Raw genomic sequence first — 13,963 nt, 5'->3', positions numbered from 1 at the left:
ACCGGAGGTGCGCGATGGACGAGGTACTGGCCCGCAGCGGGATCTTCCAGGGTGTCGACCCGGAGGCTGCCGAGGCGCTCGCCAAGGAGATGGAGACGATCGACGTCCGCAAGGGCGAAGTCGTGTTCAACGAGGGCGAGCCCGGCGACAGTCTCTACATCCTCCTGTCGGGCAAGATCAAGGTCGGGCGTCGGGCGGCCGACGGCCGGCAGAACCTGATCGCCGTGATGGGCCCGTCGGACATGGTGGGTGAGCTGTCGCTCTTCGACCCCGGTCCGCGTACGGCCACGGCGACCGCGGTGACCGACACCCGGCTGGTACGACTGCGCAAGCAGGCACTGCGGCCCTGGCTGAACAACCGACCCGAGATCGCCGAGCAGCTGCTGCGGGTGCTGGCCCGCCGGCTCCGCCGGACCAACGACTCGCTGGCCGACCTGATCTTCACGGACGTGCCGGGCCGGGTCGCGAAGAACCTGCTCCAGATGGCCGGTCGCTTCGGCACCCGCGACGGCGGCGTGCTGCGGGTGACCCACGACCTGACCCAGGAGGAGATCGCCCAGCTCGTCGGCGCCTCCCGGGAGACCGTGAACAAGGCGCTGGCCGACTTCGCCTCCCGGGGCTGGCTGCGGCTGGACGGCAAGAGCATCATCATCCTCGACCCGGAGCGCCTGGCCCGCCGTGCGCGGGTCTGACCGATAGCCGACCAGGCCAGGGACGACCCCAGGGAGTCCCCGGCTTCGTCGTGTCCGGGCCCGTCTGCCGGGAGCAGAATTCCTCGACAGCGGCGGCGTCCGGCCGGCACGGTGGGCGCATGCTCGAACGTGTGGCCGTTCTCTCCGACATCCACGGGGCGCTGCCCGCGCTGGAGGCCGTGCTGGCCGAGCCGGACGTGGCCGCCGCCGACCTGATCGTGCTCACCGGCGACATCGCGGCTGGCCCGCAGCCGGTCGAGGTGCTGGACGTGCTCGCCGGCCTCGGCGACCGGGCCTGCTGGGTGGGCGGCAACGCCGACCGGGAACTGGTCGAGGCCCGGGCCGGCCGGAGTTCCCCGATCGCGGTCTCGAACTGGGCGGCCCGGCAACTCCGAGACGATCAGGTGGCCCGGCTGGCGGCGCTGCCGCTGACGGTGACCCTGGAGGTGGCCGGTCTCGGTCTGGTGCTCTTCTGCCACGCCACGCCCCGGGATGACGAGGAGGTGGTGCTCGTCGACTCCCGGATGGGCCGCTGGGCCGAGGTCCTCGCCGGGGTGCCGGCCGAGGTGGGCACGGTCGTCTGCGGGCACACCCACATGCCGTACACCCGGCTGGCCGACCGCCGGCTGGTGGTCAACGCGGGCAGCATCGGGATGCCGTACGGCGGTGCCGGGGCCTGGTGGGCGCTGCTCGGCCCAGGCGTGCAACTACGTCGCACCCCGTTCGACGTGGATGCCGCCTGCGCCCGGGTCGCTGCCGAGTCGGGCTTCCCCGACGCGGCCGAGTGGGCCGACGAGTACCTGCGCTCCCGGCACAGCGACGCCGACGCGCTCGCCGTCTTCGGCCCCCGCGACGGCCGCTGACCTCCCGCTGGGCCTCGGTCCCCCGGTGGATGGTGGGTCGCCGTAGGCCCACCGGGACAGCCGGCGCAATGGCCTCTGCGGGACGGCTCCTCGGTGGCCTGGCCAGGACGACGGCCGGGGCTTGCCGGGACGACGGCCGAAAGGCGCCCATGGCCTGGCCACTTGCGGGTCCTTTGGAGCTGATGACGTGAACGACTCAGCGGCGATCCGTTGACGTCATCAGCTCCAAAGGGCCGCCGCACCACCACACGGCCAGAAGGCCGGCACGGGGCCGAGGGCCGGCACGGGGCCCCGAAAAAAGTCAGTCTTGACTGTTTGTTTCGTTGGCAGCACGCTGTCCCCGTGTACACCGCATCGACGCGCGTCCCTCAGCAGGAGCGCAGCCGCGCCACCCAGACCCGGCTGCTGGAGGCGACCGTCGACTGCCTGGTGGAGTACGGCTGGTCGGGCACCACCACCACGGTGGTGGCGGCCCGGGCCGGCGTCTCGCGCGGTGCGCAGCTGCACCACTACCCCACCAAGGCGGCCCTGGTCACCGCCGCCGTCGCCCACCTCGCCGACCGGCGGGCGGCGGAGCTGCGCACCGAGGCGGAGGCCCTGCCCGCCGGGCCGCAGCGGCTCGACCGGGTGGTCGACCTGCTCGGCGTGGCCTTCACCGGGCCGCTCTTCGTCGCCGCGCTGGAGCTCTGGGTCGCCGCCCGCACCGACGCCGAGCTGCGCGCCGCCCTGGTGCCGCTGGAGGCCCGGGTCGGCCGGGAAATGCACCGGCTCACCGTGGCGCTGCTCGACGTCGACGAGCGCCGTCCCGGCGTACGGGAGGCCGTGCAGGCCACCCTCGACCTGCTTCGTGGGCTGGGTGTGGCCAACCTGCTCAGCGACGACTCGGCCCGCCGTACCGCCCTGCTGCACACCTGGAAGCGCCAGCTCGCCACCCTGCTCACGCCCCACGCCGGCCCACCGGAGCGCGCCGCGCCGGCCGCGGGCAGGGCCCGAGCGCGACAGGAAGTGACCCGCCCGTCCTGACCGGCACACCCCGCCCGGAGGCACCATGGTCGACCTGACAGCACTGCTCGCGGATCTGGCCGCCGAGTCCGAGCAGCTCGACGCCCTCGTCGCGGCGTCGCCGCCGGAGGTGTGGGATCGGCCCACCTCCGCGCCCGGTTGGACGGTCGGCCATCAGATCGCCCACCTCGCCTGGACCGACGAGGTGGCCCGGCTGGCCGCCACCGACGTCGACGCCTTCTACGCGTCGGTCACCTCGGCGCCCGACCCGAGCCGGCTGGTCGACGACGGTGCGGCGCAGTTCCTGGCCCCGCCGGCCGAGCTGCTCGCCCGCTGGCGCAGCGGGCGGACCGCGCTCGCCGACGCCCTCGCGGCCGTCCCGGCCGGGGAGAAGCTGCCCTGGTACGGCACCCGGATGTCGGCTGCCTCGATGGCCACCGCCCGGATCATGGAGACCTGGGCGCACGGCGAGGACGTCGCCGACGCGCTCGGGGTCACCCGCACCCCGAACGGCCGGCTGCGGCATGTCGCGCACCTCGGCTTCCGTACCCTCGGGCACGGCTTCGCCGCCCACGGCCGGGCGCTGCCCACGGCGCCGGTCCGGGTGGAGTTGACCGCGCCGGCGAGCGCGAGGAGTGAGCTTGCGAGCCCCGCAGTCGCGAGCGAAGACGGCTCCGACGGCGACACCTGGGTCTTCGGGCCGCCGGCGGCGGCGGACCGGGTCACCGGCCCGGCGCTCGACTTCTGCCTGCTGGTCACCCAACGCCGGCACCGCGCCGACCTGGCCCTGGCCGCCACCGGCCCGACCGCCGACGAGTGGCTGGACGTGGCCCAGGCCTTCGCCGGGCCGCCCGGCGCCGGCCGGCAGCCCCGAGCCGCGAGCGAAACCGGAACGCCGGCATGAGCGGCGTGCTGCGGGTCGGCAACGCCTCCGGCTTCTACGGCGACCGCGCGACCGCCTGGCGGGAGATGCTCGACGGCGGCGAGCTGGACGTGCTCACCGGCGACTACCTGGCCGAGCTGACCATGCTGATCCTCGGCCGGGACCGGATGCGGGACCCGGCCCTGGGGTACGCAAGGACGTTCCTCCGCCAGCTCGAAGGGTGCCTCGGCACCGCGCTGGACCGGGGCGTGCGGATCGTGACCAACGCTGGCGGGCTGAACCCGGCCGGCCTGGCCGCCGCGATCGGCTCGCTCGCCGACCGGCTCGGCCTCACCGCGCGGATCGGGTACGTCGAGGGCGACGCCCTCCCGCGTCCGGACGCGCTCACCGCGAACGCGTACCTCGGCGCGTTCGGCATCGCGGCCTGCCTCGACGCCGGGGCGGACGTGGTGGTGACCGGCCGGGTCACCGACGCGTCGCTGGCCGTCGGGCCGGCGATCGCGCGCTTCCGCTGGGGCCGGGACGACCTCGACGCGCTGGCCGGGGCGACCGTCGCCGGGCACCTGATCGAGTGCGGGGCGCAGGTCACCGGGGGGAACTTTAGCTTCTTCACCGAGCTGCCCGACGGTGGCCACCGGCCAGGCTTCCCGATCGCGGAGATCCACCCGGACGGCTCGTCGGTGCTCACCAAACACCCGGGCACCGGCGGCGCGGTCACCGTCGAGACGGTCACCGCCCAGCTGCTGTACGAGGTGGGCGGGCCGGCGTACCTCGGGCCGGACGTGGTGACCCGGCTGGACACGGCGACCCTGCGCCAGAACGGGCCCGACCGGGTCCGCGTCTCCGGCGTCCGGGGCACGCCGCCGCCGGACACCCTGAAGGTCGGCGTCAACAACCTCGGCGGCTTCCGCAACTCGATGACGTTCGTCCTCTGCGGACTGGACGTCCCCGCCAAGGCGGCCCTGGTACGGGGGCAGATCGAGGCGGCGGTCGGCAAGGAGGGGCTGGAGTTCACGCTGGCCCGCACCGACCACCCGGACGCGGCGGACACCGAGGCGGCGAGCGCGCTGCTGCACGTACACCTGCGCGACGCCGACCGGGCGCGGGCCGGGCGGGCGTTCTCGGCGGCGGCGGTGGAGCTGGCGCTCGCCTCCTACCCCGGCTGCACGCTGACCACCGTGCCCGGCGACGCCACCCCGTACGGCGTCTTCACCGCCGACGTCGTGCGGCAGGACGCGGTCGACCACGTCGCGGTGCTGCCGGACGGGACCCGGGCGCCGATCGCCCCGCCACCGCGGACGGCGACCGCCGAGCCGCCGGCGGCCGGGGCGGCGGTCGACGCCGGAGCTCCGGCCGGCGCGGCCCCGACCGCCGCGGGCGACCCGCGCCCGGCGCAGGCGACCGGGGGCGCGGGCAACGCCGACCCGACCCGGCGTGCCCCGCTGGGCCAGCTGGTCGGGGCGCGCTCCGGGGACAAGGGCGGCGACGCCAATCTCGGCGTGTGGGCCCGCACCGATGCCACGTACGCCTGGCTACGCGGCTGGCTCACCGTCGAGCGGCTGGCCGCACTGCTGCCGGAGACCGCCCCGCTGACCGTCGAGCGGTACGAGCTGCCGCACCTGCGGGCGGTCAACTTCGTCGTCCGGGGGCTGCTCGGGCAGGGGGTGGCCGCCTCCACCCGGTTCGACCCGCAGGCCAAGGCGCTCGGAGAGCTGCTCCGCTGCCGGATCGTCGACCTGCCGGCGGAGCTGCGGGCCGGGCCACCGGAGCGGGTCGGGGAGGCGGGCGCATGACCATCGTGGACACGCCGGAACGGCGGCAGCTGCGCGAGCTGACCCGGGCCTTCGTGACCCGGGAGGTGCTGCCGCACCTGGACGACTGGGAGCGGGCCGGCGAGGTGCCGCGCGAGCTGCACGCCGCCGCCGCGAAGATCGGCCTGCTGGGCATCGGCTTCCCCGTGTCGGTCGGCGGCAGCGGCGGGGACCTGCTCGACTCGATCGTCGTCACCGAGGAGATCATCCGCTCCGGCGGCTCGTCCGGGCTGGTCGCGGCGCTGTTCACGCACGGCATCGCGCTGCCGCACATGGTCGCCGCCGCCGGGCGCCGGACCGGCGGCGCGCTCGGCGGCCGGCTCGCCGGCGGCCCAACTCGGGGCGACGACGACCTGGTCGACCGGTACGTCCGCCCCACCCTGGCCGGGACGACGATCGGCGCGCTGGCGATCACCGAGCCGGACGGCGGCTCGGACGTCGCCGCGATCCGCACCACCGCCCGCCGCGACGGCGACCACTACGTGGTGAACGGGTCGAAGACCTACATCACCAGCGGGGTCCGGGCCGACTTCGTGACCACCGCGGTCTGCACCGACTTCCCCGGCAGCGGCGAACTCACCCTCCTGGTGATCGACAAGGGCACGCCCGGCTTCACCGTGGGGCGCCGGCTGGAGAAGCTGGGCTGGCACTGCTCGGACACCGCCGAGCTCTCCTTCGTCGACGTCCGGGTGCCGGTGACCAACCGGATCGGCGAGGAGAACACCGGGTTCCTCGCGATCATGCAGCATTTCGCCACCGAGCGGCTCTCCCTCGCCACGCAGGCGTACGCGACCGCGCAGCGCTGCGTGGAGCTGGCCACCCGCTGGTGCCGGGACCGTGCCACGTTCGGCCGCCCGCTGGCCGGCCGGCAACTGATCCGGCACCGGCTGGCCGAGATGCACACCCGCGCCGAGGCCGCCCGGGCGTACGTGCACGAGGTGGCCGCCCGGGTCGCGGCCGGCGAGCCGGTGGTGACCGAGGTGGCGATGGCGAAGAACGTCGCGGTGGCCGCCTGCGGCCACGTGGTCGACCAGGCGCTACAACTGCACGGCGGCTTCGGCTACCTGCGCGACGCCGAGGTGGAGCGGCACTACCGGGACGCCCGGATCCTCGGCATCGGCGGCGGCACCACCGAGATCATGAACGAGATCATCGCGAAGGGCATGGGGCTGTGAGCACACTGGACAGCGCGATCGACCCGTCCTCGCCGGCCCACCGGGCCAACCGCCGGGCCCTGCTGGACCGCCTGGCCGAGCTGGACGCCGCGCTCGACCGGGCCCGCTGCGGCGGCGGCGAGAAGTACGTGACCCGGCACCACCAGCGCGGCAAGCTGCTCCCCCGGGAACGGATCGAACTGCTGCTCGACCCGGACGGCCCGTTCCTGGAGCTGTCCCCGGTCGCGGCGTACGGCACCGACTTCCCGGTCGGGGCGAGCGTGGTGACCGGCATCGGCGTGGTCGAGGGCGTGGAGTGCCTGGTCGTCGCCAACGACCCGACGGTACGCGGCGGCGCGGTCAACCCGTGGTCGCTGGCCAAGACCCGGCGGGCCGGCGAGATCGCCCTGGCCAACCGGCTGCCGATGATCAACCTGGTGGAGTCGGCCGGCGCGGACCTGCCCACCCAGGCGGAGATCTTCATCCCGGGCGGCCGGGTGTTCCGCGACCTGACCCGGCTCTCCGCGGCGAAGATCCCCACGGTCAGCGTGGTCTTCGGCAACGCCACCGCCGGCGGCGCGTACGTGCCGGGGATGTCCGACCTCACCATCATGATCCGGGACCGGTCGCAGGTGTACCTGGCCGGCCCGCCGCTGGTGAGGATGGCCACCGGCGAGGTCACCGACGACGAGTCCCTGGGCGGCGCGGCGATGCACGCGTCGACGTCGGGGCTGGCCGACTTCCTGGCCGAAGACGAGCGCGACGGCATCCGGCTGGCCCGGCAGTGCGTCCGCCGGCTCAACTGGCGCAAGCAGGGCCCACCGCCGCGCAACCCGGCCCCCCAGCCGCCGAGGTACGACCCGGAGGAGCTGCTCGGCATCGCCAGCGCCGACCTCAGGGTGCCCTTCGACCCGCGCGAGGTGCTGGCCCGGGTGCTGGACGGCAGCGAGTTCGACGAGTTCAAGCCGAGCTACGGCACCGCGCTGGTCACCGGTTGGGGCGAGCTGCACGGGTACCCGGTCGGGGTACTGGCCAACGCCCGGGGCGTGCTGTTCAGCTCCGAGGCGCAGAAGGCCGCCCAGTTCATCCAGCTCGCCAACGCCGCCGACACCCCGCTGGTCTTCCTCCAGAACACCACCGGCTACATGGTCGGCACCGAGTACGAGCAGCGCGGCATCATCAAGCACGGCGCGCTGATGATCAATGCGGTGTCGAATTCGACCGTGCCGCACCTGACGCTCAACCTGGGCGCCTCCTACGGCGCCGGCAACTACGGCATGTGCGGCCGGGCGTACGAGCCGAGGTTCCTGTTCACCTGGCCGAACGCGAAGTCGGCGGTGATGGGGCCGGCACAGCTCGCGGGGGTGCTCTCCATCGTCGCCCGGCAGGCCGCCGCCGCCCGGGGCCGGGACTACGACGAGGAGTCCGACGCCGCGATGCGGCTGATGGTCGAGCAGCAGATCGAGTCCCAGTCCGGCGCGCTCTTCCTCTCCGGCCGGCTCTACGACGACGGGGTGATCGACCCCCGGGACACCCGTACCGTCCTCGGGCTCTGCCTGTCGGCGATCCACAACGGACCGGTGAAGGGCGCCGACGGCTTCGGCGTCTTCCGGATGTAGGAGTTGCTGTGATCTCAAGGCTTCTCGTTGCCAACCGGGGCGAGGTCGCCCGCCGGGTCTTCGCCACCTGCCGCGCGCTCGGGGTCGAGACGGTCGCCGTGCACTCGGACGCCGACGCCGACGCGCCCTTCGTCGCCGAGGCCGACCACGCGGTCCGGCTGCCGGGGAACACCCCGGCGGAGACGTACCTGCGGGTCGATCTGATCCTGGACGCGGCCCTGAAGGCCGGCGCGGACGGCGTACACCCCGGCTACGGCTTCCTCGCCGAGAACGCCGAGTTCGCCGCAGCGGTGACCGACGCGGGCCTGATCTGGGTCGGCCCCCCAACCAAGGCGATCGCCGCGATGGGCGACAAGATGGCGGCGAAGGCGCTGCTCGCCGAGGCGGGCGTGCCGATGCTGCCGACCTGGACCGACCTCGACGGGATCAGCGACTTTCCGGTGCTGGTGAAGGCGTCCGCCGGTGGCGGCGGGCGGGGCATGCGGGTGGTCCGCGACGCCGCCGACCTGGCCGAGGCCGTCGCCTCCGCGCGCCGCGAGGCGGCCGCCGCGTTCGGCGACGGCACGGTCTTCATCGAGCGGTACGTCGAAAGCGGCCAGCACGTCGAGGTGCAGATCTTCGGCGACACCCACGGCACGGTGGTCGCTCTCGGCGAGCGGGACTGCTCGATCCAGCGCCGGCACCAGAAGATCGTCGAGGAGGCCCCGGCGGTGCTGCCGGACGGGGTGCGGGCCCGCCTGCACGAGGCGGCGGTGGCCGCCGGCCGGGCGGTCGACTACGTCGGCGCGGGCACGGTGGAGTTCCTGCTCGCCCCGGCCGGCGAGTTCTACTTCCTGGAGATGAACACCCGACTCCAGGTGGAACACCCGGTCACCGAGGCGGTCACCGGCCTGGACCTGGTCCGGCTGCAACTGCTGGTCGCCGAGGGCGAGCCGCTGCCGTCGGCGGCGACCCCGCCGGCCGACGGCCACGCGATCGAGGTACGCCTCTGCGCCGAGGACCCGGCCCAGGACTTCCGCCCCGCGACCGGCACCCTGCACCGCTTCGCGGTCCCCGGGGTGGCCGACGGGTTCGCCCCGACCAAGGGGCTGCGGCTGGACTCCGGCGTGGTGGACGGCTCGGTGGTGGGCGTGCACTACGACTCGATGCTGGCCAAGCTGGTCGCCTGGGCGCCCACCCGTGCCGAGGCGGCCCGGGCGCTGTCCGCCGCGCTGGCCCGGGCCGAGTTCCACGGCGTCGCCACCAACCGGGACCTGCTGGTCCGGGTGCTGCGCAGCCCTGGGTTCGCGGCGGCCGAGGTGGACACCGGCTTCCTGGACCGGCACGCCGAGGTGTTCGCCCCGCTGCTGCCGGCCGACCAGCTCCCGCTGGCGGCGCTGGTGGCGGCGCTCGCCTCGGCCGCCGGCCGACGGGCGAACGCCCCGGTGCTCGCCGGGCTGCCGTCCGGCTGGCGCAACGTCCCGGCCTTCCCGCAGGTCACCCGCTACGCGGGATCGGACGGCGAGATCGAGGTCCGGTACCGGCTGGACCGGACGGGCACCCTCGCCGAATCGTCCACCGACCCGTCAGGCGAGTGGGAGGTGACCCTGATTGAGGCCGTCCCGGACCGGGTGGTGCTCGACGTGGACGGCGTGTGGCGGGCGTACCGCGTACACCGGGTCGGGTCGGAGGTCTTCGTGGACGGCCCGGACGGGGCGGCGAGCCTCACCGAGCTGCCGCGTTTCCCGCCGCCCACCGCGGAGTTGGCCGCCGGGTCGCTGCTCGCCCCGCTGCCCGGCGCGGTGACCCGGGTGCACGTCGAGGTCGGCCAGCGGGTCGGCGCCGGCGACCTGCTGCTGACCCTGGAGGCGATGAAACTCGAACACCCCGTGCTCGCCCCGACCGACGGCGTGGTCGCCGAACTGCCGGTGCCGGCCGGCGGCCAGGTCGACACCGGCGCGGTGCTGGCCGTGGTCAACCCCGAGGAGGACCCCCGATGAACTTCGACCTCACCCCCGAGCAGGACCAGCTCCGCGACGCCGTCCGCGCGCTCGGCCGGAAGTACGGCCACGGCTACTTCGTGGCGAAGGCCAAGGCCGGCGAGCACACCACCGAACTGTGGGGCGAGGCCGGCCGCCTCGGCTACCTCGGGGTCAACATTCCCACCGAGTACGGCGGCGGGGGCGGCGGCATCACCGAGCTGGCCATCGTCTGCGAGGAGCTGGCCGCGGCCGGCTGCCCGCTGCTGCTGCTGGTGGTCTCCCCCGCCATCGCCGCCACCGTGATCAACAAGCACGGCACCGACGAGCAGCGCAAGCGCCACCTGCCCGGCCTCGCCGACGGCACTCAAAAGATCGTCTTCGCGATCACCGAGCCCGAGGCCGGGTCGAACTTCCACCGGCTCGGCACGGTCGCCCGCCGGGACGGCGACGACTGGCTGCTCTCCGGCCGCAAGTGCTACATCTCCGGCGTCGACGAGGCGCAGTACGTCCTGGTCGTCGCCAGGACGGAAGATGCGGCGACCGGCAAGCTGAAGCCCGCGCTGTTCATCGTGCCGACGGACGCCCTGGGGCTGACCCGCTCCAAGCTGGACATGGAGATCCTGTCCCCGGAGAACCAGTTCCTGCTCTACCTCGACGAGGTGCGGCTCCCCGCCGACGCGCTGGTCGGCGAGTCCCTGGATGCCGGGCTGCCGGCGCTCTTCGCCGGGCTCAACCCGGAGCGGATCACCGTGGCCGCGATGGGCGCCGGCACCGGCCGATACGCCATCGAGCGGGCCAGCGAGTACACCGCCACCCGCAAGGTCTGGGGCGGCCGGAGCATCGGCTCGCACCAGGGTGTGGCGCACCCCCTCGCACACGCGGCGGTGCAGGTGGAACTGGCCCGACTGATGATCCACAAGGCGGCCGCTCGCTACGACGCCGGGCGGGACCTGGAGGCCGGTGTCTCCGGCAACATGGCCAAGTACGCCGCCGGCGAGGCCGCCGCGCTCGCCGTGGACACCGCCGTGCAGGCCCTCGGCGGGGCCGGCATGACCACCGAGTACGGCGTGGCCACCCTGCTCGGCGCGGTACGCGCCGGCCGGATCGCCCCGGTCAGCCGGGAGATGATCCTCAACTTCGTCGCCCAACACGTCCTCGGCCAGGACAAGTCCTACTGAGCCGTCGGTCATCGCGGCGGCCTGTACCGGAAAGGTGTCCAGACCGACACCGTGATTCGGCGACTCCCCACTGTCACGATCAGTCATGACAGACCACAGGGGAGGGTGTCATGGACAGAAGAGCCATTCTCAGGGGGCTCGCGGGCGCGGCGGTGGCCGCGCCCGCCGCCACGCTGCTCGGTGCCGCGCCGGCCGAGGCCGCGACCCATTACGTGATGGCGACCGAGCAGGCCAGCGGTCGGATCCTGAGGTTCAACCCGGCCGCCTGGAGCAGCGGCACGGTGCTGTGGAAGGCGCCGAGCACCACCGGCACCTGGACGAACCTCTCCGACGTCAAGCGGCGGGGCACCGCGAAGTGGGGCAACGTCATGCTGGTGACGTCCTCCGGGGCGGGCGACTACCTGGGCCGGGCCGCGATGATCGACGAGAGTGCGATCAGCTCCTCGCGTACCGGGGGGATCGTCTGGCAGGCAACCGTGGACGGCAACCCGCACTCGATCGAGCGGATCGAGGGCAAGGGGGCGATCGTGGTGGCCACCTCCAAGGGGCCCACCGGCTCGGCCACCGGCGGCGGACTGCACCTGTTCGTGCCGTCCAGCAACGGCGGCACGCCGGGCACCCGGGCCGTCAAGTTCTACGGCTTTCCCGGCGCGCACGGCGTCATCTACAACCAGAACGGCTTCGTCATCGCGGTGGGCACCGGTGAGGTGCGCCTCTACGGGATCACCGGCAACGGCTCCAGCACCCGGTTGTCGTACCGGACGAGGCTGACCTTCAGCGACGGGGCGGGCCGGGCGAAGGTGGGGCACGACATCCTGCCCGACCACGCCGGCAGCGGCTACTTTTTCACCTCGTCCTACAACGTGCGATCGCTGCAACTGGTGTACGCCGGCACCAGCTGGCAGTTCACGTCCAGCCAGGTCAGCGGGGCCGACCACGTCAAGGCGTACACCCGGCTGCCGAACGGGGTGCGGACCTGGGTGGTGCCGGGTTCCGGGGAGGGCGAGTGGAGCCGCAGCATCCACTTCAGCTCCGGCAACCACAGCAAGAGTGGCGCCCGCTTCTACCGGGTGCGGTACTACACCACCGCGTTCGGCTGACCGGCCGGGCGCCCGGGTCCGGCGGAGCGCCGCCGGGCCCGGGCGTCGACCGGGCGCCGGTGCCCCGGTGCTCGACGCGGACACCCTCGACGCGCTGGACAGCGCGGCCGTCCTCGCCGGGCTGGAGGGCTGGAGGGCTGGAGGGCTGAACGAGATCAGGGACCGATGAGGGTGGGCGAGGCGAGCGCGTCCACGCCCTTCCCGGCCAGGCAGCGGTACGTCCGGCCGGTGTCCGTGCCGCTCGGCGGCAGGACCTCCAGGTGCCATCCGGTCGGGTCCACCCCGCTGGTCAGTCGGAAGGTCCGCACGTTGCAGACCCGGCGGACGGCCGGGTCCGCGCTGACCGCGGCGTGCCCGGCGCCGACCAGCGCGGCGGGCAGCTCACCCTCCAGATAGGCCTCCCAGGTGTGCCGCCCGTCGCAGGACACCTGAGCCGCCTCGGCCCGGTCGCCCCGCAACCGCACGGGACCGAAGCAGGCCAGCCCCGGCGCGCAGCGGGCCCCGGGCGGCAGGGCCGCGGTGGAGGAGCCGGCCGGGCAGCCCGGCAGCGCGCCCCACGCGACCGGCAAAGTGGACCCGGTGACCGTGGGCGTCGGCGTGGGGGCGGCCACCGACGACGCGTTGCCGGCGACCCAGGCCCCGGCGCTCGCCGAGGCGGCCAGGGCGAGGACCCCGGCGCCACCGAGGAACCACCGTCGCCGCTGGCGTCGCCCGCGCGGCACCGTCGGGTGGGCGTCCTCGGGCGGCGGGCGCGGCGGGCCGGAACGGTCCACGGTGTACGGCCCGGAGGAGCCCCCGGAGATCAGCGCCCCGCTCACCGGCGCCCCGCTGACCGGGGACGGGGCCGGGCCGAGCGGCAGCGCGGTGAGCAGGTCCCGCAGCTCGATCGCGGAGGGACGCGCGCCCGGGTCGTTGGACATCCCGGCGCGGAGCACGTCGACCAGCTCGGTCAGCACCCCGGGCAGCTCCGGGATCGGCTGGTTGAACATCTCCAGCACGGTGACCAGGCTCGGGTTCCGCTCCGACTGCCAGCGCGGCGGGCGGCCGCTCATCACCGCGTAGAGGGTGGCGCAGAGCGCGTACACGTCGACGGCCGGCGAGGGCGGGCTGTGGCTGAACATCTCCGGCGGGGCGTACGCCGGGGTGAGCACCTCCAGGGTGACCGAGGCGTCACGCACCTCGGCCAGCACGGCCAGCCCGAAGTCGGCCAGCACCGCCGGGTTGAAGTGCGAGTGGAGGATGTTGGCCGGCTTGACGTCGCGGTGCAGCACCCCGGCAGCGTGCGAGTGGGCCAGCGCATCGGCAATCTTGATGCCGAGCTCGCGGGTCTCCGCCGGGCCGAGCGGCGAGGTCCGCATCCGCTCGGCGTACGAGCCGTCGCAGAGCTCCATGATCAGATAGGGGTGCTGGTCGACGGTGACCCCGACGTCGAAGAGGTCCACCACGTGCGGGTGGGACGACATCTTTCCGGCGGCCCGCGCCTCCCGGAGGAACCGGGCCTGGTCCCGCTCGCTGTCCAGCGTGCGGTTCTCCACCTTGACGGCGACCTCCCGCCCCACCGAGATCTGGGTGGCGCGGTAGACGGTGGCGTAGCCACCGCGGGCGAACACCTGCAGATCGGTCAGACCGGGCACAATGGGCAGCCGGAGGGCGCCGGGCGATGTCTCGGTCACGGCTCTGAAAATACCCGTCCCGCCGGA

Annotated in this window: 11 protein-coding genes; 10 read left to right on the top strand and 1 reads right to left on the bottom strand. The window is 74.1% G+C overall.

Going from position 1 to position 13,963, the window contains the following annotated elements; genetic code table 11:
• Positions 1 to 14: 14 nt before the first annotated feature.
• From ABZ807_RS00125 to ABZ807_RS00080, 10 genes are all read left to right on the top strand, one after another.
• Positions 15 to 692 carry a Crp/Fnr family transcriptional regulator gene (locus ABZ807_RS00125; protein WP_088976469.1) on the top strand — a complete coding sequence of 226 codons (678 nt, stop codon included), beginning with the start codon at positions 15 to 17 and terminating at the stop codon, positions 690 to 692.
• A 119-nt stretch (positions 693 to 811) separates the two neighbouring features.
• Complete coding sequence (locus tag ABZ807_RS00120; RefSeq protein ID WP_357150874.1) at positions 812 to 1,555, top strand: metallophosphoesterase family protein; 744 nt, start codon at positions 812 to 814, stop codon at positions 1,553 to 1,555.
• A 342-nt stretch (positions 1,556 to 1,897) separates the two neighbouring features.
• Positions 1,898 to 2,578 carry a TetR/AcrR family transcriptional regulator gene (locus tag ABZ807_RS00115; RefSeq protein WP_357150872.1) on the top strand — a complete coding sequence of 227 codons (681 nt, stop codon included), beginning with the start codon at positions 1,898 to 1,900 and terminating at the stop codon, positions 2,576 to 2,578.
• Positions 2,579 to 2,603: 25 nt separating this feature from the next.
• Positions 2,604 to 3,461 carry a TIGR03084 family metal-binding protein gene (locus tag ABZ807_RS00110; RefSeq protein ID WP_357150870.1) on the top strand — a complete coding sequence of 286 codons (858 nt, stop codon included), beginning with the start codon at positions 2,604 to 2,606 and terminating at the stop codon, positions 3,459 to 3,461.
• Complete coding sequence (locus ABZ807_RS00105; protein ID WP_357150868.1) at positions 3,458 to 5,233, top strand: acyclic terpene utilization AtuA family protein; 1,776 nt, start codon at positions 3,458 to 3,460, stop codon at positions 5,231 to 5,233. Before ABZ807_RS00110 ends, ABZ807_RS00105 begins: the two co-directional genes overlap by 4 nt.
• The gene (locus ABZ807_RS00100; RefSeq protein ID WP_357150866.1) at positions 5,230 to 6,426 is read left to right on the top strand and encodes an acyl-CoA dehydrogenase family protein; all 1,197 of its coding nucleotides are present in this window, start codon (positions 5,230 to 5,232) and stop codon (positions 6,424 to 6,426) included. The genes ABZ807_RS00105 and ABZ807_RS00100 overlap by 4 nt, the downstream gene beginning before the upstream one ends.
• On the top strand, positions 6,423 to 8,024 hold the full coding sequence (locus ABZ807_RS00095) for a carboxyl transferase domain-containing protein (protein WP_357150864.1): 1,602 nt from the start codon (positions 6,423 to 6,425) through the stop codon (positions 8,022 to 8,024). Before ABZ807_RS00100 ends, ABZ807_RS00095 begins: the two co-directional genes overlap by 4 nt.
• A gap of 8 nt (positions 8,025 to 8,032) precedes the next feature.
• On the top strand, positions 8,033 to 10,003 hold the full coding sequence (locus ABZ807_RS00090; RefSeq protein WP_357150862.1) for a biotin carboxylase N-terminal domain-containing protein: 1,971 nt from the start codon (positions 8,033 to 8,035) through the stop codon (positions 10,001 to 10,003).
• Entirely contained in the window at positions 10,000 to 11,163 is a 1,164-nt protein-coding gene (locus ABZ807_RS00085; RefSeq protein WP_357150860.1) for an acyl-CoA dehydrogenase family protein, read from the top strand. Before ABZ807_RS00090 ends, ABZ807_RS00085 begins: the two co-directional genes overlap by 4 nt.
• Positions 11,164 to 11,273: 110 nt before the next feature.
• Complete coding sequence (locus ABZ807_RS00080) at positions 11,274 to 12,263, top strand: hypothetical protein (protein WP_357150858.1); 990 nt, start codon at positions 11,274 to 11,276, stop codon at positions 12,261 to 12,263.
• A gap of 155 nt (positions 12,264 to 12,418) precedes the next feature.
• Here ABZ807_RS00080 and ABZ807_RS00075 read toward each other — a convergent pair whose 3' ends face one another.
• Positions 12,419 to 13,936: a serine/threonine-protein kinase gene (locus tag ABZ807_RS00075; RefSeq protein WP_357150856.1), complete on the bottom strand. Its 1,518-nt coding sequence runs from the start codon at positions 13,934 to 13,936 to the stop codon at positions 12,419 to 12,421.
• Positions 13,937 to 13,963 lie beyond the last annotated feature (27 nt).

Origin of the sequence: Micromonospora sp. NPDC047548 (genome assembly GCF_040642975.1) — a bacterium.
In the GTDB taxonomy this organism is placed as follows: Bacteria; Actinomycetota; Actinomycetes; order Mycobacteriales; family Micromonosporaceae; genus Micromonospora.
Note: the sequence above shows the minus strand (reverse complement) of the source record. Positions and strands in the feature narration are given on the sequence as shown.